Annotated in this window: 19 protein-coding genes; 9 read left to right on the plus strand and 10 right to left on the minus strand. The window is 68.1% G+C overall.

What is annotated here, in order from left to right; translation table 11 throughout:
- Positions 1–171: 171 nt before the first annotated feature.
- Positions 172–2784, minus strand: coding sequence for a TonB-dependent receptor (locus Q7J39_RS16130; RefSeq protein ID WP_304827378.1), 2613 nt, complete (start codon positions 2782–2784; stop codon positions 172–174).
- 382 nt (positions 2785–3166) lie between these two features.
- Here Q7J39_RS16130 and Q7J39_RS16135 point away from each other — a divergent pair, with 382 nt between their 5' ends.
- The 5 genes from Q7J39_RS16135 (at position 3167) to Q7J39_RS16155 (ending at position 8819) form a co-directional block, all read left to right on the plus strand.
- Entirely contained in the window at positions 3167–4045 is an 879-nt protein-coding gene (locus Q7J39_RS16135; protein WP_304827380.1) for an SDR family NAD(P)-dependent oxidoreductase, read from the plus strand.
- Between the two features lie 423 nt (positions 4046–4468).
- Positions 4469–5842, plus strand: a complete 1374-nt coding sequence (locus tag Q7J39_RS16140; protein ID WP_304827383.1) for an alginate export family protein — start codon at positions 4469–4471, stop codon at positions 5840–5842.
- Positions 5843–5849: 7 nt separating this feature from the next.
- Positions 5850–7136 (plus strand): CmpA/NrtA family ABC transporter substrate-binding protein, encoded by a 1287-nt coding sequence (locus tag Q7J39_RS16145; protein ID WP_304827635.1) that lies wholly within the window; start codon positions 5850–5852, stop codon positions 7134–7136.
- Positions 7137–7191: 55 nt separating this feature from the next.
- The gene (ntrB, locus tag Q7J39_RS16150) at positions 7192–8022 is read left to right on the plus strand and encodes a nitrate ABC transporter permease (protein WP_370690091.1); all 831 of its coding nucleotides are present in this window, start codon (positions 7192–7194) and stop codon (positions 8020–8022) included.
- Positions 8023–8033: 11 nt separating this feature from the next.
- Complete coding sequence (locus Q7J39_RS16155; RefSeq protein WP_304827389.1) at positions 8034–8819, plus strand: ABC transporter ATP-binding protein; 786 nt, start codon at positions 8034–8036, stop codon at positions 8817–8819.
- Here Q7J39_RS16155 and Q7J39_RS16160 read toward each other — a convergent pair.
- Entirely contained in the window at positions 8816–9793 is a 978-nt protein-coding gene (locus Q7J39_RS16160) for an NAD(P)H-quinone oxidoreductase (RefSeq protein WP_304827392.1), read from the minus strand. The two genes, Q7J39_RS16155 and Q7J39_RS16160, sit on opposite strands and share 4 nt — an antisense overlap.
- A gap of 82 nt (positions 9794–9875) precedes the next feature.
- Between Q7J39_RS16160 and Q7J39_RS16165 the strand changes: the two genes are divergently transcribed.
- Together Q7J39_RS16165 and Q7J39_RS16170 are read left to right on the plus strand one after the other, a co-directional pair.
- The gene (locus tag Q7J39_RS16165; protein WP_215343051.1) at positions 9876–10082 is read left to right on the plus strand and encodes a DUF1192 domain-containing protein; all 207 of its coding nucleotides are present in this window, start codon (positions 9876–9878) and stop codon (positions 10080–10082) included.
- Between the two features lie 136 nt (positions 10083–10218).
- A complete protein-coding gene (locus tag Q7J39_RS16170; RefSeq protein WP_304827395.1) occupies positions 10219–10731 on the plus strand; it encodes a DUF1465 family protein in 513 nt (170 codons plus the stop codon).
- 103 nt (positions 10732–10834) lie between these two features.
- Here Q7J39_RS16170 and rpmE read toward each other — a convergent pair whose 3' ends face one another.
- Positions 10835–11059: a 50S ribosomal protein L31 gene (gene rpmE / locus Q7J39_RS16175; RefSeq protein ID WP_293495507.1), complete on the minus strand. Its 225-nt coding sequence runs from the start codon at positions 11057–11059 to the stop codon at positions 10835–10837.
- 120 nt (positions 11060–11179) lie between these two features.
- Here rpmE and Q7J39_RS16180 point away from each other — a divergent pair, with 120 nt between their 5' ends.
- Positions 11180–13030 carry an ABC transporter transmembrane domain-containing protein gene (locus Q7J39_RS16180; RefSeq protein WP_304827398.1) on the plus strand — a complete coding sequence of 617 codons (1851 nt, stop codon included), beginning with the start codon at positions 11180–11182 and terminating at the stop codon, positions 13028–13030.
- Here Q7J39_RS16180 and Q7J39_RS16185 read toward each other — a convergent pair.
- From Q7J39_RS16185 to Q7J39_RS16215, 7 genes are all read right to left on the minus strand, one after another.
- Positions 13027–14043: a glycerophosphodiester phosphodiesterase gene (locus tag Q7J39_RS16185; RefSeq protein ID WP_370690087.1), complete on the minus strand. Its 1017-nt coding sequence runs from the start codon at positions 14041–14043 to the stop codon at positions 13027–13029. The genes Q7J39_RS16180 and Q7J39_RS16185 overlap by 4 nt on opposite strands.
- Before the next feature lie 34 nt (positions 14044–14077).
- Positions 14078–14872 carry an inositol monophosphatase family protein gene (locus Q7J39_RS16190; RefSeq protein WP_304827401.1) on the minus strand — a complete coding sequence of 265 codons (795 nt, stop codon included), beginning with the start codon at positions 14870–14872 and terminating at the stop codon, positions 14078–14080.
- Complete coding sequence (efp, locus tag Q7J39_RS16195; RefSeq protein ID WP_304827403.1) at positions 14872–15441, minus strand: elongation factor P; 570 nt, start codon at positions 15439–15441, stop codon at positions 14872–14874. Before efp ends, Q7J39_RS16190 begins: the two co-directional genes overlap by 1 nt.
- A gap of 66 nt (positions 15442–15507) precedes the next feature.
- A complete protein-coding gene (gene thiE / locus Q7J39_RS16200) occupies positions 15508–16155 on the minus strand; it encodes a thiamine phosphate synthase (RefSeq protein WP_304827406.1) in 648 nt (215 codons plus the stop codon).
- 31 nt (positions 16156–16186) lie between these two features.
- Entirely contained in the window at positions 16187–16339 is a 153-nt protein-coding gene (locus tag Q7J39_RS16205; protein WP_304827409.1) for a DUF2474 domain-containing protein, read from the minus strand.
- A complete protein-coding gene (gene cydB / locus Q7J39_RS16210; protein WP_304827412.1) occupies positions 16323–17345 on the minus strand; it encodes a cytochrome d ubiquinol oxidase subunit II in 1023 nt (340 codons plus the stop codon). Before cydB ends, Q7J39_RS16205 begins: the two co-directional genes overlap by 17 nt.
- Complete coding sequence (locus Q7J39_RS16215) at positions 17342–18727, minus strand: cytochrome ubiquinol oxidase subunit I (RefSeq protein ID WP_304827415.1); 1386 nt, start codon at positions 18725–18727, stop codon at positions 17342–17344. The genes cydB and Q7J39_RS16215 overlap by 4 nt, the downstream gene beginning before the upstream one ends.
- Before the next feature lie 206 nt (positions 18728–18933).
- Here Q7J39_RS16215 and Q7J39_RS16220 point away from each other — a divergent pair, with 206 nt between their 5' ends.
- Positions 18934–19119, plus strand: a complete 186-nt coding sequence (locus Q7J39_RS16220) for a bacterioferritin-associated ferredoxin (RefSeq protein ID WP_215343062.1) — start codon at positions 18934–18936, stop codon at positions 19117–19119.
- The last annotated feature ends 96 nt before the right edge of the window (positions 19120–19215 follow it).

The raw sequence follows: 19215 nt of genomic DNA on the forward strand, positions 1-19215 counted from the left end.
CACAAAGCCAGCCCTTGCCCGCCAACGGTTTGCCGCCGAATGTCGATGTTCGGCCAACGCGTTCCCGGCCTGTTCACGCCGGGCGGTTTCGACCGTCCGGGAGGGAAGCGGAAGGGCGCGCCAGCAGACCGGCGCGCCCCCTGTTTCCCGCTCGGCAAGGTGGTCCAGGTCCTACCAGCGGTACTGGAGCTCGATGCCGTAGGTGCGCGGCGGCACCAGGACATAGGTGCGGTTCAGGGCGTACTGGCCACTGGCGTTGAACCCGGTCTGACGGGTGGCGCTCAGGGTGTCGAAGTCCTGCTCGTCGGTGAGGTTCTTGCCGTACAGGATCACCGAATAGTGGTCCTCGCTGTCCCGCCAGGTCAGGCGCGCGTCGATCTGGCTGCGGGCCGGCGCCTGGTAGTAGGGGCGGTCGAAGATCGAGGAATAGACCTTGTCGCGCCAGACGTAGCTGAACGAGCCGGTGAGGGAGCCGGGCTCGAACGCCCAGGTGTAGTTGGCGTTGAAGGCGACCTTGTTGCGCGGGGCCACCGGCAGGTGGTTGCCCGATAGGTCCTGGCCGCGCGAGGTCGGCGCCCCGGTGATCGGATTGATCGCCGGCAGGCTGCTGACCGGCTTGGCGCCGGGCTGGGCGGCGGCCGGATCGGCCCCGTCCTGGATGCAGCACGACTCCCGGATCGTGGCGTCGAGGTAGGAATAGTTGAACAGGATCTGCAGGTTCTCGATCGGCTGCCAGATGGTCTCCAGCTCGAAGCCCATGCTGCGGGACTTGGGGATGTTGTAGAAGATCGAGGTCGAGGGGCCGACAGCCGGCTGGGTGGCCACCGGCACCTGGGCGTCCTGGTAGTCGTAGTAGAAGGCCGAGACGTTGGTCTGCAGCGTGCCGCTCCAGTCCTTTTTCAGCCCCAGCTCGTAGGCGTCGACATGCTCGGCGTCGGTCTCCGGGAAGGCCGTGATGGTGCCGGAGTTGAAGCCCCCGGCCTTATAGCCGCGGCTGTACTTGGCGTAGACCAGGGTCGAGGCGTCCGGGGTCCAGTCGAGGTTGAGCGTGCCGGTGACGGCGTCCCAGGTGTCGTAGAGGCCGCGACGGCGGATGCCGGTGGAGGGGTCGGTGACCGCCGGGCCGACGACGCCCTTCTGCGGGTCGGTGTTCCCCACCGGGCGCGTGCCGGAGAAGGTCGAGGTGGTGATGTCCAGCACCGGAGTGAAGGAGCCGAGGACGCGCGGGTCCACCGCCGCCGAGCAGCCGAAGCAGAACAGCCGGCCGGACTCCACGCCCTTCTTCTTGTCGGCGGTGTAGCGCAGGCCCGCCGTCAGTTTCAGGGTGTCGGTGACCTGCCAATCGGCCTGACCGAAGATCGCCCGCGACCAGGATTCCATGGCCTGGTCGGTGTAATAGATCAGGCGCTTGGGGTTGGCGGGCGCCCCCGACGGCGTGGCCAGTTCGGCCTGGTCGGGCAGGGTCAGCTCGACTGGCTGCTTGTACTTCTCGTTGTAGACATAGGCGCCCAGGATCCACTGAACCGGGCTGTCATTGGTGGAGGTCAGGTTCAGCTCGTGGCTGAACCACTCCTTGTTCTCCTGGTACAGGCTGACCACGTTGGGCTTGGCCACCAGGGGCCGGCAGATGCCCAAGGCCACGAAGGTCGGGTTGCACTGGGTGGACGAGGTGATGCCCGGGTTCAGCGGGATCGTGTAGGAGAGCAGGGCGGCGCCGTCGAAGTCGCTCTGCAGGGCGTATTTGTAGTGCTGGAACCCGCCGATGTACTTCAGGTCCATCTCGTCGAAGTGGTAGTTGAAGTTGACCTGGATCTGGCTGGAATAGTTCCGCACGCCGTTGAAGGTGTCGGCGTTGGTGGAGAAGGCCGTCAGGTCGCCGCCGGTGGCGACGAAGGTCGAGTTTCGTGCCGGGCCGAGCGCCACGATGTTCTGGCCGAAGGCGAAGCCATAGCCCGCGCCGGGTGACAGGCCGCCGGGGGTGATCAGGGCGGTGTCCTGCGGAGTCAGGCCGCCGCCGGTGCGGCCGCCGGGGGCTGAACGGTTGTCATACTTGCCGCGCGCGGCCTTGACCCAGAAGTCGGCGTTCTCGCCCAGGTCGCCCTCGACCTGCAGCTCGAAGTACCTCTCGTCGCGGATGTCGCCCTCGTCGGGGCCGCCGGCGATATTGTGGAACCACCCCTCGTCCTGCTTGATCATCGAGGCGCCCAGCCGGTAACGCAGGCCCTCGGTGATGGGGCCGGAGACCGTGCCCTCAATGACCCTGCGGTTGTAGCTGCCGTAGCTGGCGCGGACCTCACCGGAGAACGCGTTGGTCGGGCGTTTGGAGATGGTGTTGATCGCGCCGCCGATGGAGTTGCGGCCGTACAGCGTGCCCTGCGGCCCGCGCAGCACCTCGACCCGCTCGACGAACAGCGGCGAGCGCCCGACCTCGACGGTGGACGAGGTGTAGACCCCGTCCACATAGGTGGCGACGCCGGGCTCGGACGCCAGGTTGTTGGTCAGGCGGCCGATGCCGCGAAGGCTGATGCGGTCGGTGCCGGCGGAATAGGCCAGGCCCGGCGTGAAGTTGGTGATGTCCTGCACCGAGCTGATGCCGATCAGATCGCGCCGCTCCGAGGTGAAGGCCGAAACCGCGACCGGAACGTCCTGCAGGCTCTGCTCACGCTTCTCGGCGGTGACGACCAGTTCCTCGATCATGTTGCCGCCGCTCTGCGCATGGGCCGCGCCTGCGACCACGGCGCTTGCCAACGCACTGGCGGTCAGCAAATGGAATCTACGGTTCATCCTAGGTATCCTCCCCCTATGGCTCTTCGGCCCTGCGCTATGACTGCGCTATTTTCGAACCTGAGGTATGCATTCCGTTCCGTCAATCTTTGACATTCGCGTCAGTATCGCCGGGCCAGGCGGAGTCCAGGTCGGGTCGGGCGCCATTCTTTCGAACTTTAGGTCCGATATTCCGAAGCTCGAAGAACCGGTTACGCCTTAAAAATACTGGGGTTGAGTATTGTTCATTTCGTGATCGCGGAGGCCGGGCGCGGGGTTTCAATCGCCCTCGTCGGGATGCGCAAACCTAGTCGAATTTTTTCGAAGAATGGGTTTGCGCCCGCGTCGGGGCGGGATCATCCTGGCGCCAGGATCGCCGGACACGGCCAGTGGGGAAAAGCTTATGGACCGCCTGAAGACCAAGATCGCCGTCATCACCGGCGGCTGCTCGGGCATCGGCCTGGGCACGGTGGAGCTCTTCGTGCGTGAGGGCGCCAAGGTCATGGTGGGCGACATCGACGACGCGGCAGGCGCGGCGCTCGCGGCCCGCTTTGACGGCCAGGTGGCCTACCGCCACTGCGACGTCATGCAGGAAAGCCAGATCGAGGCGCTGATGGCCGCCTGCGCCGAAACCTTCGGCGGGCTGGACATCCTGTTCAACAACGCCGGGGCCGGAGGCTCCCCCGCCCGGCTGGAGGATATGACCGGCGAGGCCTGGGACCTGAGCCAGAACCTGCTGCTCCGCTCCGTGGCGCTGGGCATGCGCTACGCCCTGCCGCACATGAAGGCGCGCGGGGGCGGGGCCATCGTCAACACCGCCTCCATCGCCGGAACCCAGGCCGGGGCCGGACCCATCGCCTATTCGGTGGCCAAGGCCGGCGTCATCCACCTGACCAAGGTCGCCGCCGCCGAGGTGGCCCGCGACGGGGTGCGGGTGAACGCCATCTGCCCGGGCCTGATCCTCACCAACATCTTCACCCCCAGCTCGGTGGTGCCGGCCGGCATGGCCACCATGATCAAGCAGGGCATGGCCCAGACCGCGCCCGACGCCCAGCCGATCGCCAAGCCGGGTTTGCCGGAGGACATCGCCAACGCCGCCCTGTTCTTCGCCAGCGACGAGAGCGCCTTTGTCACCGGGGTCAGCATGCTGGTGGACGGTGGCATGCACGTCGGGCCCCGCAACGCCTGGGATCCGGCCCTGCGCGCCGAGCGGATGGCCCAGATGGAGGCCCGTCGCGCGGCCTTCGAAACCGCCGAGGCCGAGGACGCCCAGTCGGGCTGAACCTTCGCGAGTGCAGCGAAATCTCCCGAATGCGCCCTCCCGCGCGTGGGTTTCCGCCGCCTGACCGGGTCGATCCCGCCGCCTGCATGGCCGTGGAAGGCGCTGGAACCCCGTCAGGACGGGCTCCCTCCACCCTGGGCGACCGTCAAAACGCGTGAATTCCGGGCAGAGTGGCCCCGCTTCCTGCTTTGCTGCTGTGCAATATGACGCCGATGGCCGCCTATCGTCTCGGGTAGCACGGGTTTCCGATTGCCGTGCCGCGCGGCGGGCCTCTCCCTAGGGGCGACACGCGGGACAACGAGGTTCTGCGCGGGCCCGACAGGGCCGCCGACGGTGATCGTCGGATGGAAGGGACAACGACGTCCGGAGAGGCCGCGCCGCGGCTTCGCCGGGCGTTTTTTTTTGGCCGCGGGGGATGCAGGCATGAAGAGAACCAAGACACGGCTCGCCCTGGGAACGGGCGTGGCAGCACTGCTCTGGGCCGGGTTGGCCCAGGCTCAGGCGGTCGATTTGGCGGCGGCGCCCGAGCCTGAGCCCGAGATGGAGGCCGCCGCCGAACCGCCGCTCCCGCCGCCCGCCCCGCCGACTCTCAGCGACCAGATCGCCGCGGGTCGCCTGCTGCTGGAGGTGCGCGCCCGCTATGAAGGGGTCGACCAGACCAAGACCGCGAGCTTACGCGACCAGGGCCAGGCCTTCACCGTCCGGACTCGCCTCGGCTGGGAGACCGCCGACTTCAAGGGCTTCAAGGGCCTGATCGAGTTCGAGGATGTGCGCCAGATCGGCCCCGAGCACTTCGCCGTCAATGTGCCGGGCGTCGCGACGCCGCCGCTGAACGGCGCCGACAAGGCCCGCTATCCGATCGTCAACGATCCCGACGTCACCGAACTGAACCGTGCTCAGCTCACCTGGACGCCGAGCGCCGCCCTGCAGGTCACCGCCGGCCGCCAGCGCATCCTGCTGGATGACCAGCGCTTCGTCGGCAATGTCGGCTGGCGCCAGGACGAGCAGACCTTCGACAGCGTCCGCGCCGACTTCGCGCTCGGCCGGGTGAAGGGGACCTACGCCTACGTCACCCACATCAACCGCATCCTCGGCGAGATGAGGGACTGGGACAGCGACAGCCACCTGCTGAACGTCACCTGGTCCCCGGCCGAGGCCCTGCGTCTGCAGGGCTTCGTCTACGCGCTCGATTTCGGCAACTCGGCGATCAACTCGTCGATCACCAAGGGGGCGAAGGCCTCGGGCAAGACCTGGCTGGGCCTCTACCAGGTGGCCTACAACGCCACCTATGCGGTGCAGAGCGAGTATCGCGGCAATACCCCCGCCTTCGACCTGGCCTATGTCGGCGCCGACCTCGCCGGGACCTTCGACATCTACACCGTCAAGCTCGCCTACGAGTCCCTCGAGGGGAACGGGACGCGGGGCTTCACCACGCCGCTGGCCACCGTTCACGCCTTCCAGGGCTGGTCGGACGCCTTCGTCTCAGCCGGCGGCAACAAGAGCTTCGCCGACGGGATCGAGGACAAGAACATCAGCTTCAACGTCAAGCCGCGCTTCAAGCGGACCTATCTTTTCAACACCGACCTGATCGTCCGCTACCACGACTTCGACGACCAGCGGACCGGCGCTGACCTGGGATCGGAATGGAACGCGCAGCTCACCGCGGCCATCACCCCCAAGCTGTCGATCGCGCTGAAATATGCCGACTTCCGGCGCGAGGCCACCGTGCCCGCCGGAACGCTCGCGCCCCCGGCCTCGCGCTCCAAGGCCTGGCTCACCCTCGAATACAAGCTGTAGGCGGACCCTGATCATGACCGACAAGACCGACACTGGCCTGACCCGCCGCAACGCCATCATGGCCGCGGCCGCCACCCTGGCCGCCGCCAAGGCCGCCTTCCCCTCCGGAGCGTTCGCCGCCGGGGCGGGGCCCGAGGTGGCCAAGGCGCGGATGGGCTTCATTGCGCTCACCGACGCCTCGCCCCTGATCATCGCCAAGGAGCGCGGCCTGTTCGCCAAGCACGGCCTGCCCGACGTGGAGGTGGTGAAACAGGCCTCCTGGGCGGCCACCCGCGACAACCTGGTGCTGGGCTCGGGCGGCGGCGGCATCGACGGGGCGCACATCCTGTCGCCCATGCCCCTGCAGTTCACCCTGGGGGTCCAGACCGGGGGCCGACCGCTGCCGATGTACATCCTGGCCCGGCTCAATACGAACGGTCAGGCTATCTCGGTGGGCAACGACCTCAAGGCCGTCAAGGTCGGGGTGGACGCCAGCGGCGCCAAGGCCAAGTTCGCCCAGCTCAAGGCCGCCAAGAACCCCGCCAAGATCGCCATGACCTTCCGGGGCGGGACCCACGACCTGTGGATCCGCTACTGGCTGGCGGCGGCCGGCATCAATCCCGAGACCGACGTCTCCACCATCGTTATCCCGCCGCCCCAGATGGTGGCCAACCTGAAGGCCGGGACCCAGGATGCCTTCTGCGTCGGCGAGCCTTGGAACGGCCAGACCGTGAACCAGAGGATCGGCTATACGGCCGCCACCACCAGCGAGATCTGGATGAACCACCCGGAGAAGGCCCTGGGCATGCGCGCCGACTGGGTGGACCGCTACCCGCGCGCCGCCAAGGCCCTGACGGCCGCGGTGCTGGAGGCCCAGCTCTGGTGCGACAAGATGAGCAACCGGCCGGCCATGTGCTCCATCGTCTCGGGTCGCCAGTATATCAACGTGCCGATCGGCGACATCCTGCCCCGCCTGCAGGGGACCATCGACTACGGAGATGGCCGCAAGGTCGCCAAGTCGCCTCACACCATGAAGTTCTGGGCCGACAACGCCAGCTTCCCCTTCAAGTCCCACGACCTGTGGTTCGCCACCGAGAACGTGCGGTGGGGCATCCTGCCCAAGGCCACCAACACCAAGGCGTTGGTGAACAAGGTCAACCGCGCGGATATCTGGCGCGCGGCGGCGGCCTCCATCGGCCAGACGGCGCCGGCGTCCGACAGCCGCGGCGTCGAGCGGTTCTTCGACGGCAAGGTCTTCGATCCCGCCAATCCGGCCGCCTACCTGGCCAGTCAGCCGATCAAGAAGCTGGTCTAGGGGCGCTGTGATGAGCTTTCCCAAGCCTGAGTTCAGCGCCAGTGAGCCGATCGCGATGGATCTGCGCGATCCGCCGCCCCGGCCCTTTGCGGGCCTCATCCGCCACGCCTCGGCCACCGCCGCGGCCGTCCTGCCGCCGGCGTTCACCCTGCTGGTCCTGATGACGGTCTGGCAGCTGCTGTGCGGCGATTCCTATGAGGGCCTGCCCTCGCCTACGCGCATCTGGGCGGAATCCCGCGAGCTGATCGTCGACCCCTTCTTCGACCGGGGCGGGGTGGACAAGGGCCTGTTCTGGCACATCGCCACAAGTCTGAAGCGGGTGGCCCTGGGGTTCGCCATCTCGGCGGTCTGCGGGGTGCTGCTGGGGGTGCTGATCGGCGCCAACCGCTGGGCGCACCGGGGCCTGGATCCGATCTTCCAGGTGCTGCGGACCGTGCCGCCCCTGGCCTGGCTGCCGATCTCGCTGGCCGCCTTCCATGAGGCCAACCCCTCGGCCCTGTTCGTGATCTTCGTGACCTCGATCTGGCCGATCATCATCAACACCGCCGTCGGTGTGCGGAATATTCCCGACGACTACGTCAACGTGGCCCGCGTGCTGCGGCTGTCGCCGGTGGAGTACTTCTTCAAGATCCTGCTGCCGGCCACCACGCCCTACATCTTCACCGGCCTGCGCATCGGGGTGGGCATGAGCTGGCTGGCCATCGTCGCCTCGGAGATGCTGCTGGGGGGCGTCGGCGTCGGGTTCTTCATCTGGGACCAGTACAACGCCTCGCGGATCTCCGACATCGTCGTGGCCCTGGCCTGGGTCGGTCTCACCGGCTTCTTCCTCGACCGCATCGTGGCCTTCGCCGGCCGCATCGTCTCGCGCGGCAACGCGCTGAGCTAGGGAGTTTCATCATGGCCAAGGCCTATCTTTCCATCGAGGCCGTCGGCGTCACCTTCCAGAAGGGCGCGAGCCGTTCGGAGGTGCTGCACGACATCAACCTGCAGGTCGACCAGGGGGAGTTTGTCTCCATCATCGGCCACTCCGGCTGCGGGAAATCCACCCTGCTCAATGTGGTGGCCGGCCTGATCCCGGTGACCACCGGGGCGGTGATCCTTGACCGCGAGGCCGTGGAGGCGCCGGGGCCCGAGCGGGCGGTGGTGTTCCAGAACCACTCCCTGCTGCCCTGGCTGTCGGTGCAGGAAAACGTCCGCCTGGCGGTGGACAAGGTGTTCGCCGGTAAGAAGTCCGCCGCCGAGCGCCGCGACTGGACCCTGCACAACCTTGATCTGGTGAAGATGACCCAGGCCCGCGACAAGCGGCCCTCGGAAATCTCGGGTGGCATGAAGCAGCGGGTCGGTATTGCCCGGGCGCTCGCCATGCAGCCCAAGGTGCTGCTGCTGGACGAGCCCTTCGGCGCCCTGGACGCCCTGACCCGCGCCCACCTGCAGGACAGCGTCATGGAGATCCAGACGGCCCTGAAGAACACCGTCCTGATGATCACCCACGATGTCGACGAGGCGGTGCTGCTTTCGGACCGCATCGTCATGATGACCAACGGGCCGCGCGCCGGGGTCGGCCAGATCCTTGCCGTGGACCTGGCCCGTCCCCGCGACCGGCTCGCCGTGGCGGGGAACCCGACCTACATCGCAGGCCGGGCCTCGGTGATCGAGTTCCTGTATGCGCGCCGCGCCGCCTAGGCGGTCAGCATCACCTTGCCCACGTGCGCGCCGCCTTCGAGGTGGGCGTGGGCCTTGCCGGCCTCGGCGAGCGGGAAGGTGGCGTCGATCCTGGGGCGCAGCTTGCCGGCCTCGATCCAGGGCCAGACGGTGGCCTCCACCGCCGCCGCCAGCCGGGCCTTCTCGTCCGAGCTGCGCGGCCGCAAGGTCGAGCCGGTGACCAGGGCCCGCTTCATCATCAGCTTGCCGATGGGCAGGGCGACCTCACCGCCGCCGAGGCTGGCGATGAAGACGATCCGGCCGCCGGTCTTCAGCGCATCCAGGCCCTTGGCGAAATAGTCGCCGCCGACCATGTCGAGGATCACATCGACGCCGCCCTCGCGCTTGGCGACCTCGGCGAAGTCTTCAGCCGTGGTGTCCACCGCCACGTCGGCGCCCAGCGCCTTGGCCTCCGCCGCCTTGTCGGCGCCGCGCGCCGTGGCGATCACCTTGGCGCCTGCGGCCTTGGCCATCTGGATCGCCGTGGTGCCGATGCCAGACGTGGCGCCATGCACCATGAAGGTCTCGCCCGCCTTCAGGCTCCCGTGCTCGAAGACGTTGGCGAAGACCGTGAAGACGGTCTCCGGCAGGGCCGCGGCCTCCAGCAACGACAGGCCCTTGGGGATGGGCAGGGCGTGGCGGGCGTCCACCACGGCATATTCGGCATAGCCGCCGCCGCCCAGCAGGGCGGTGACCTGGTCGCCGGCCTTCCAGCGCCCGGCGCCGGTGACCACCTCGCCGGAAACCTCCAGGCCCATGGTGTCGGGCGAGCCGGGGGGCGGGGGATAGAACCCCATGCGCTGGATCAGGTCGGGGCGGTTGACCCCCGCATGGGCCACCTTGATCAGGATCTGGCCGGGACCGGCCTGCGGACGGGGAAGCGGCACGGCCTTCATGTCGGCGGCGGAGCCCTTGCCGCCCTCGACGGCGATGGCGGTCATGTCCGGCTGGCTCATCTCTGGCTCCCTGGTCTTGCGTACGAGTGTCGTTGGGGGTTCAGATAGGCGCAGAAACGGAACCGGCAAAGGGAGGTCTTCCATGGAGGAACCCGCAGAGGTTCGGATCGGTCGCGGCCAACGGCTGACGGAAGCGGTCCGCGAGGACCTGGAACTCTACGGCGTCGCTGAGCTCGAGGAGCGGATCGAGATGCTGCAGGCCGAAATCGCCCGCTGCCAGGCGCAGATCGAGAAGAAGAAGGCGGGCCGCCAAGCCGCTGATGCTCTCTTTGGATCGCCTCCCGATTAGGGGCCGGTTAGGGGCTGGTTAGGCATAAGGGGGCGTATCTGTCGCACAGAGACGGTGTTTGGCACGGCGGTTGCAGCGGCTAGGACAGACGGCGCATCTGTGCGCGGACGAATTTTCAGTCGGGGACTTTGTGGTCATGAGCGATGGAAACCTGCCGGCGGGCGCCTGGCGCGCCGACGTGATCCAGGATTTCGCGCGGTCCGAGCTGTTCGACCGCACGTTCCAGGAGGGCATGGACCTGGTCGAGGAGACGGCCGGCTATCTGGACGGCTCCGGGCGTCAGGAGTCCAAGCAGCTCTCCCGCAACGCGGCGCTCGCCTATGCCGGCGAAAGCATGCGGCTCACCACGCGGCTGATGCAGGTGGCCTCCTGGCTGCTGGTGCAGCGGGCCGTGCGGGAGGGCGACATGCCCCCCGAGGGCGCCTGCGACGAACGCTATCGGCTGGGCGCCGAGGATGTGTGCCGTCCCGGCCATGACACCGCCGAGGACCTGCCCAGCGGCCTGCTGCTGCTGCTGGACCGCTCCGAGCGCCTCTATGAGCGCGTCCGCCACCTGGACCGGCGCATGTACATCGAAGACACCGACGTCGAGACCCCCAACCCGGTGCAGTCCCAGTTCGACCGCCTGCGGACCGCCTTCGGGGGGTAGACCCCGGCGGTCTCGCCCGACATCCAGACAGCAAAAAACGCCGCGTGATCCACGCGGCGTTTTTCTTGGTGAAGTGCGTGCGGCCACGGGGGCCGCGGACGCCCTACTTGCGGGTGAAGGCGCCGAACTTGGCGTTGAAGCGCGAGACGCGGCCGCCACGGTCCAGCAGCTGCTGGTTGCCGCCGGTCCAGGCCGGGTGCGTCTTCGGATCGATATCCAGGTTCAGGGTCGCGCCTTCCTTCCCGTAGGTGGAGCGCGTGCGGTAGGTGGTGCCGTCGACCATCACCACATTGATGAAGTGGTAGTCGGGGTGGGTGTCTTGTTTCATCGCGCGGGCATCCGACGTAAAGGAGCGGCCATAGAGTAATCGCTCCGCCGGGACCGGCGGATCGAACCGAGCCGCGCCTATACAGGAAAAGGCGGGGCGAGAGCAAGGGCGCGGGTTTTCATGAGCGATTTTGGGTCTGGGCCGGCTGTCGACGGCCGACCGACCGTGGGTGCGTCTCTCGCCCAGGATATCTCCGAGGCCGCCGAGCGCCGCCCCAAGAGTCGCAACATCAAGCCCCTGGCCGCGCTCAACCCCTTCCTGCGCGCCCATCTGGGCGACGTCGGCCTGGCCGGCGTCTTCCTGGTCACCGCCGCGGCCTCCACCCTGGCGCTGTCGGGCGCCGTGCGGCTGCTGGTGGACCACCTGACCAAGGCCCGGACCACCGGCGCCTCGGTGGATCAGTGGTTCTGGCTGATGGGGGTGGTGGCTGTCGCCCTGGCCGTCTCCTCGGCCCTGCGCTACTTCTTCGTCACCAAGCTGGGGGAGCGGATCGTCGCCGACCTGCGCAAGGCGACCTACGCGCACATCCTGACCCTGGATCCGGCCTTCTTCCTGCACATGCGCACCGGCGAGGTGCTGTCGCGACTGACCACCGACATCCAGATCGTCGAGAGCCTGATCGGCACCTCCATCTCGGTGGCCCTGCGAAATCTGCTGATGCTGATCGGGGCGCTGATCCTGATGGTGATCGTCAGCCCGCATCTCACCGGCATGGTGGTGATGCTGATCCCGGCGATCCTGGCGCCGCTGTTCCTGTTCGGCCGCAAGGTGCGCAAGCTGACCGCCTCGACCCAGGACCAGTTCGCCCAGGCGGTCGGCCATGCCGGCGAGACCCTGGACGCCCTGGAGACCGTCCAGGCCTTCGGGCGCGAGGCGGCCGGCGCCAAGCTGTTCGGCGGGGCCGTGGAGGCCTCCTACCGCACCTCCCTGCGCCGGATGACCGCGCGGGCCGGAATGATCGCCGCGGTGATCACCCTGGTGTTCGGCGGGGTGGTGGGCATCTTCTGGATCGGGGTCCATTCCGGCCTGAGGGGCGACATGACCTGGGGCGCGCTCTTCCAGTTCGCCTTCCTGTCGGTGATGGCCGCCGGATCGGTGGGCGCGCTGGGCGAGACCTGGGGCGACGTCCAGAAGGCGGCCGGCGCCATGGAGCGGATCACCGACCTGCTGGCCGCCAAGCCCGGCATCGCCGCGCCTGCCGTGCCGAAACATCTGCCCGCCCCGCCGCGCGGCGAGATCGAGTTCTCCAACATCACCTTCGCCTATCCCGGCCGCGCCGACCTGCCGGCTCTGCAGGGTTTCGACCTGCGGGTGGCGCCGGGCGAGCGGGTGGCCCTGGTGGGTCCCTCCGGGGCCGGCAAGAGCACGGTCTTCCGTCTGCTGCTGCGCTTCTATGATCCCCAGTTCGGTACGGTGAAGGTGGACGGCGTCGATGTCCGCGAGGCCGATCCCGCCGAGGTGCGGGGCCGCATGGCCCTGGTGGCCCAGGACTCGCCGCTGTTCTCCGGCTCGGCCCTGGACAATATCCGTTTCGGCAATGCCCAGGCCGATCTCGACGCCGTGCGCCGGGCCGCCCAGGCCGCGCAGGCCGATGGCTTCCTCGACGCCCTGCCGGAGGGGTTCGACACCCCGCTGGGGGAGCGCGCCCGCAGTCTGTCGGGCGGCCAGCGGCAGCGCCTAGCCATCGCGCGGGCCCTGATCCGCGAAACCCCCATCCTGCTGCTGGACGAGGCCACCAGCGCGCTGGACGCCGAGAACGAGCGCCTGGTCCAGAAGGCCCTGGAAGAGGCCATGGTGGGCCACACCACCCTGGTCATCGCCCACCGTCTGGCCACGGTGCTGAAGGCCGACCGCATCATTGTCATGGACAAGGGCCGGGTGGTCGAACAGGGCAGCCACCACGAGCTGATCGCCAAGAGCGGCCTCTATGCGCGCCTGGCGTCCCTGCAGTTCGGGGATGCCGCGGCCTAACCCCGCGCCTTCACCGCCAGCCCCGGAAAATCGCTGAACAGGCCGTCGACGCCGGCGGCGTAGAGGGCGGCGAACACCGCGCTGACGTTCCCGTGCGCGGCCATGTCGGTTCCAAGGCGCAGCGACTCCGGCAGGAAGCGGTTCTCGGCGCGCACCGTCCAGGGATGCACCGCCAGGCCCAGGGCATGGGCGTCGGCCACCAGGGTGGTGGCGGGGGCCAGCGCGCCGTCCGCCGTCGGGATCACCAGGGACCAGTCGGGACCCACGCCGTCGGCATAGGTGGCGATGTCCTTCAGGCCCGAGGTCGTCACCAGGTCCCTGGCGTCGTCCCCCACCAGCCGCACGCGCCGCGCCGAGGACAGCTTGGCGAAGGCCTTCAGGGGCGCGGTCTCGAAGCACTGGACGAAGACGGGCGCGGTGCGGGAATTCAGGCCGTTGGCCTTCAGGGCGTCGGCCAGCCGTTGCTCGATAGGCAGGCCCACCCTGGCCAGGAAGGTCGGGTGCTTCATCTCCGGATAGACGCCGATCACCCGGCCCACCCGCTGAGACTCGGCCTTGGCCAGGTCGAGGACCTCCTGGAAGGTTGGGATGGCCTCGCGGCCGTCGAAGGCGGCGCTGGCGGGCCGCAGGGCGGGCAGTCGTTCCCGGGCGCGCAGGGTCTTCAGTTCGGAGAGCGTGAAGTCCTCGGCGAACCAGCCTTCCAGCGTCTCGCCGTCGATGACCTTGCGGGTCCTGCGGGCGGCGAACTCAGGCCGGGCGGCCACGTCGGTGGTGCCGCCGATTTCGTTCTCGTGGCGGACCACCAGCACGCCATCCTTGGTCAGCACCAGGTCGGGTTCAATGAAGTCGGCCCCCTGATCCACCGCCAGGCGGTAGGCCGCGGGCGTATGCTCGGGCCGCTCGCCGCTGGCGCCGCGGTGGGCGATGACGATGGGGCGGGTGGGCGTCCCTGCCCATGCCGGGGTGGCGGAAAGGGCGGCGGCGGCGGCGAAGGTCCGGCGGGTCAGGGTCATGGCTCCGATCTAGCCGGCGCCTGTGACGGTTACGTCAAGCCGCCGCGCGGAGCCGCTGCTGGATCAGCGGATGCAGTTCCAGGTTGGCGGCGCAGATGCTGCCGGCTGTCAGCATGTCGTCACCGCCATCGGCCGTGGTCACCTTGCCGCCGGCTTCGCTCACCAGCAGCAGGCCCGCGGCCAGGTCCCAGGGCTTCAGGTCCCGCTCCCAGTAGCCGTCGAAGCGGCCCGCGGCCACGAAGGCCAGGTCGAGGGAGGCCGCGCCGAACCGGCGGACGCCGGCCACCCGCTGGCTGATCTGGTGCAGTTCCTTCAGGAAGGTGGCGTGCTGGCCGTGGCCCAGGAAGGGGATGCCGGTGGCGAGCACGCTCTCGTTCAGGTGCTGGCGGGCGGCGACGCGCAGGCGCTTGTCGTTGACGAAGCAGCCCTTGCCCTTTTCGGCCCAGAACAGCTCGTTGGTGATCGGGTTGTAGGTCACCGCCGCCACCACCACGCCGTCGCGCTGCAGGGCGATATTGATGGCGAAATGGGGAATGGCGTGCAGGAAGTTGGTGGTTCCGTCCAGCGGGTCGACGATCCAGGTGTGGGTCTTGTCGGTGCCCTCGATCAGGCCGCGTTCCTCACCGAGGAAGCTGTAGCCGGGCCGGGCCTTCTGCAGCATCTCGAAGATGGTCTGCTCGGCCTTCAGGTCGGCGGCGGACACGAAGTCGGCGGCCCCCTTCTTGGAGACCTGCAACTCCAGCAATTCGCCGAAGTCGCGGTTGAGGCCACGGGCCGCCTTGCGGGCGGCGTCGGACATGACCTTCAGGAGGGCGGTTTGAGTGGACATCAGTCGGCCCTGCGCAGGTATTCGCCGGTCTCGGTGGAGACCAGGACGCGTTCGCCAGCCTCCATATAGGGCGGGATCAGGATGCGCATGCCGTTGTCCGCCTTGGCCGGCTTGTAGGAGGACGACGCCGTCTGGTTCTTCACCACGGCGTCGGCCTCGACGATGATGAGCACCACCTGCTCGGGCAGGGTGATGCTGATGGGGCGTTCCTCGAACAGTTGCAGTTTGACCACCATGCCGTCCTGCAGGAACCGGACCTGGTCGTCGCCGACGAAGTCCTTGGCCAGTTCGATCTGCTCGTAGTTTTCCTGGTCCATGAAGACCAGCATGTCGCCCTGTTCGTAGAGGAAGGAATATTCCTTCTGGTCCAGGTGGATCTGCTCGACCGTGTCGGAGGTGCGGAAGCGTTCGTTCAGCTTGCGGCCGTCCTCGATGTTCTTCAGCTCGCACTGGGCGAAGGCGCCGCCCTTGCCGGGCTTCACGTGCACGACCTTCACGGCCACCCACAGTCCCCCGTCATGCTGCAGGATATTTCCCGGCTTGATCGAGACGGCGTTGATTTTGGACATGGGGTTCTTTGCGAAATTTGAGGCGCGGAACCTAGTGGGAGCGGGGCTTCAAGGCAAGGAAAGCGCTCAAGAGCGCTCTGCGAGGCCGAGCGCGATCTGAGCGTTGATGGCCTTCACGGCGGCGGCGGGACCCTCGGGGTGGCGCCACACGCCCGCCGACACGGCCAGGAAGTCGGCACCGGCGGCGGCCAGGCCGCGGGCGTTATCGGCCGTGACGCCCCCGATGGCGACGCACGGGGTCTCCATCACCTCCTGCCAGATCGACAGGATCTCCGGCTCCGCGCGGGTCGGCGCGTCCTTGGTGGTGGTGGGGAAGAAGGCTCCGAAGGCGACGTAGTCCGCGCCGGCTTCTGCGGCCTCCATGGCCAGGTGCCGGCTGTCGTGGCAGGTGACCCCGATCATCGCGTCCGGACCCATGACCTTGCGGGCCTGGGCCATCGGCATGTCGTCCTGGCCTACGTGGACGCCATCGCACTTCAGCTTCGCCGCCAGCACCGGATCGTCGTTGAGGATCACCGCCGCGCCGCGCGCCTGGATAATGGGGGAGAGCGCGTCCACGGCAGCCGCGATGATCTCTTCCGGTTGATCCTTCAGCCGGATCTGCACGGCGGCGACGTCGCCGGCATCCATGGCTTGCGCGAGCGTGCGGCCAAAGGCGGCCAGGTCGTCGATGCGGGGCGGGGTGATCAGGTAGAGGCGGCAGGACGGGGTCATGAGCCGCTTTTAGCCTATCCTTCGCCGGAGCCTAATAGCTCGGCAGCACCGCCCTCATGGCATAGGCGACGATCGCCACGACCGTGGTGCTGGCCACCGCGATCCCCACGAACCAGGCCAGGCGCTTCCAGAGCGGCGCAAGGCGCGCGCCGGGCTCGGGCGGGGGCTCAATGATAGCCGGCATCGGCGGTCACCTTGCCGCGGAAGATCCAGTAGACCCAGATCGAATAGGCCAGGATCGCCGGCAGGACGAAGGCGGTCACCCAGAGCATGAAGGCCAGGGCGTTCTCGGCGTTGGCCGCCTGCCGAAAGCTCATCCCGTATGGGACGATGTTGGGGAAGAAGCCGGCGGCGAGGCCTGCGTAGCCCGACAGGAAGACCAGCAGGGCGCCGGCGAAGGGCCAGCCGTGCGAGCGTCGCATCAGGCCCACGGCGATGATCGCCAGGCCCACAAGGCCCAGCAGCGGGATCGGCGCGAGCGGCAGGAAGGCGCCGGGTTCGAAATCCCCGCCGGTGAAGCCCCAGCGCACGGCGATCTTCGGATGGATGAGCAGGGTGGCCAGGCTGACCGCCGCCAGCAGCACGGCGACGAGGGGGCCCGCGATCCAGGCCCAGAGGCGCGCCTTGCCATGCAGCTCGGTCTCAGTGCGCCACACCAGCCAGGTGGCGCCCAGCAGGGCGTAGCCGGCGACCAGACCCGCCGCCACGAGAACCGTGTAGGGCGTCAGCCAGTCCAGAGGTCCTCCCGCGAAGGCGCCATTCTTCAGGGTCACGCCCTGGATGAAGCCGCCCAGGACGAAGCCCTGGGCCACCGCCGCGGTGATCGAGCCGCCGGCGAAGGCCGCGGTCCAGAAGGCGCGGCCCCGCACCCGGCCGCGAGCCCGGAACTCGAAGGCCACCCCGCGCATCACCAGGCCCAGCAGCATCAGCATGATCGGAGCGTAGAGGGCGGGAAGGATCACCGCATAGGCCTTGGGGAAGGCCGCGAACAGGCCGCCGCCCCCCAGCACCAGCCAGGTCTCGTTGCCGTCCCAGACCGGCGCGATGCTGTCGATCATCACGTCGCGGTCGGCTTCCTTCGCGAAGGGGAAGAGAATGCCGACGCCGAGATCAAAGCCGTCCAGCATCACATAGAGCAGCACCGCCGTGGCGATGATGCCGGCCCAGATCAGGGGAAGGTCGAGGCTCATCCCGGGTCCTCCGGCATGGCGGCCAGGGCCGAGCCCGGCGCGCGGTCGTCGTCCACCGGCTCATGTGATCCGGCCACGGGTCCCTCGGCGATCAGGCGCAGGATGTAGAGCACGCCGACGCTGAAGATGATGGCATAGACGATAAGGAAGCCCAGCAGGGAGAGCGACACCTGGCCCGCCAGCAGGGGCGAGGCGGCGTCGGCGGTGCGCAGGACGCCGTAGATCACCCAGGGCTGTCGGCCGACCTCGGCCACCATCCAGCCGGCGATCACCGCCACGAAGCCGGCCGGCCCCATGGCGACGGCGGCCATCAGAAAGAGCCGGGATCGCTCCGGCGCCGATCTCCAGCAAAGCCAGGCGCCCCAGGCGCCCAGGCCGATCATGGCCAGGCCCAGGCCCACCATCAGACGGAAGGCCCAGAACACCACAGCGACGGGCGGGCGGTCTTGGGGTTCGAAGGCCTTCAGGCCGGTGATCTCCGCCTGGGTGCTGCCGCCCGTAAGCAGGCTGCCCAGCTTGGGGATGGAGATTTCCCAGCGGTTGCCGGCGATGGCCCGGTCGGGCCAGGCGGCGATGTGGAAAGGTTGTTCCGTGCGGGTGTCCCAGAAGGCCTCGATGGCCGCCAGCTTGGCCGGCTGCAGCCGCTCCACGCTCTTGCCGGAGATGTCGCCCACCAGCAGCTGCAGGGGCGCGACGATGGCGAACATGCCGATGGCCATCCGCAGGCTCATCCTCGACTCAGACTCGTCGGCGTCCTTCAGCAGCCGCCAGGCCGAGGCCGCGCCGATCACCAGGGCGGTGGTGAGGTAGGCCGCGAGCGTCATGTGGGCGAAGCGGGCCGAGAAGCTGGGGGAGAACACCACCTTGAACCAGTCGACCGCGATCAGGTCGCCGTTTGGCAGGGTGGCGAACCCGGTCGGGTGCTGCATCCAGCTGTTGGCCGAGATGATCCAGAAGGCGGAAATCAAGGTGCCGATGGCCACCAGCACCGTGGCGGTGAAGTGCAGGCCGGGACCGACCTTCTTCCAGCCGAACAGCATGATGCCGAGGAAGCTCGCCTCGAGGAAGAAGGCGGTCAGCACCTCGAAGGCGAACAACGGTCCGATCACCGGAGCCGCGACAGCGGAGAAGACGCTCCAGTTGGCGCCGAGCTCGTAGCTCAGCACCACGCCGGTCACGACGCCCATGCCGAAGGAGATGGCGAAGATCTTCAGCCAGAACAGATAGAGGGTCTTGAACACCTCGTTGCGGGTGACCAGCCACATCCCCTCCAGGACCGCCAGGTAGCTGGCCAGCCCGATGGTGAAGCTTGGGAAGATGATGTGGAATGCGATCGTGAAGGCGAACTGCAGCCGCGACAGCAATAGAGCGTCGACGTCCATGGGTGTTCGGACCTTCTCAACCTCCGATCACGCCAGGTCGATCGGGGGGGCACTCTCATCCCACATAACGTGTGAGGCCAAGCGCAACCTGAGCGACAAAGGGTCGCGGGGACTCTTCTGCGACTCTCTGGCCTATCATTTGCAAATGAGTTGCAACGGCGTTCTCATTTGCTACATAGGGCGCTCAGGTCGGAGGCAAGATTCCCTTGTACGTCTGCAACTGCAACGGCATCCGCGAGCGCGACGTCCGCGCCGCGATCGACGGCGGCGCCCAGCGTCCCGCCGAAATCTTCCGCGCCTGCGGGTCCAAGCCCCAGTGCGCGCGGTGCGTCTGTGACATGAAGAAGATGGTTGAGGAGCAGGGCGAAGCCCTGCGCTACGCGGCCGAATAGACCGCCTTCAGCCCTGCGACTGCGAGGCTGAATCACTAGCAAACATAGGCTTTGACAGCTTCCCCCCGGGGCGTGAGGTTGCCCGCCTGAACGGCC

The organism is Phenylobacterium sp., from assembly GCF_030651185.1.
Taxonomy (GTDB): Bacteria; Pseudomonadota; Alphaproteobacteria; order Caulobacterales; family Caulobacteraceae; genus Phenylobacterium.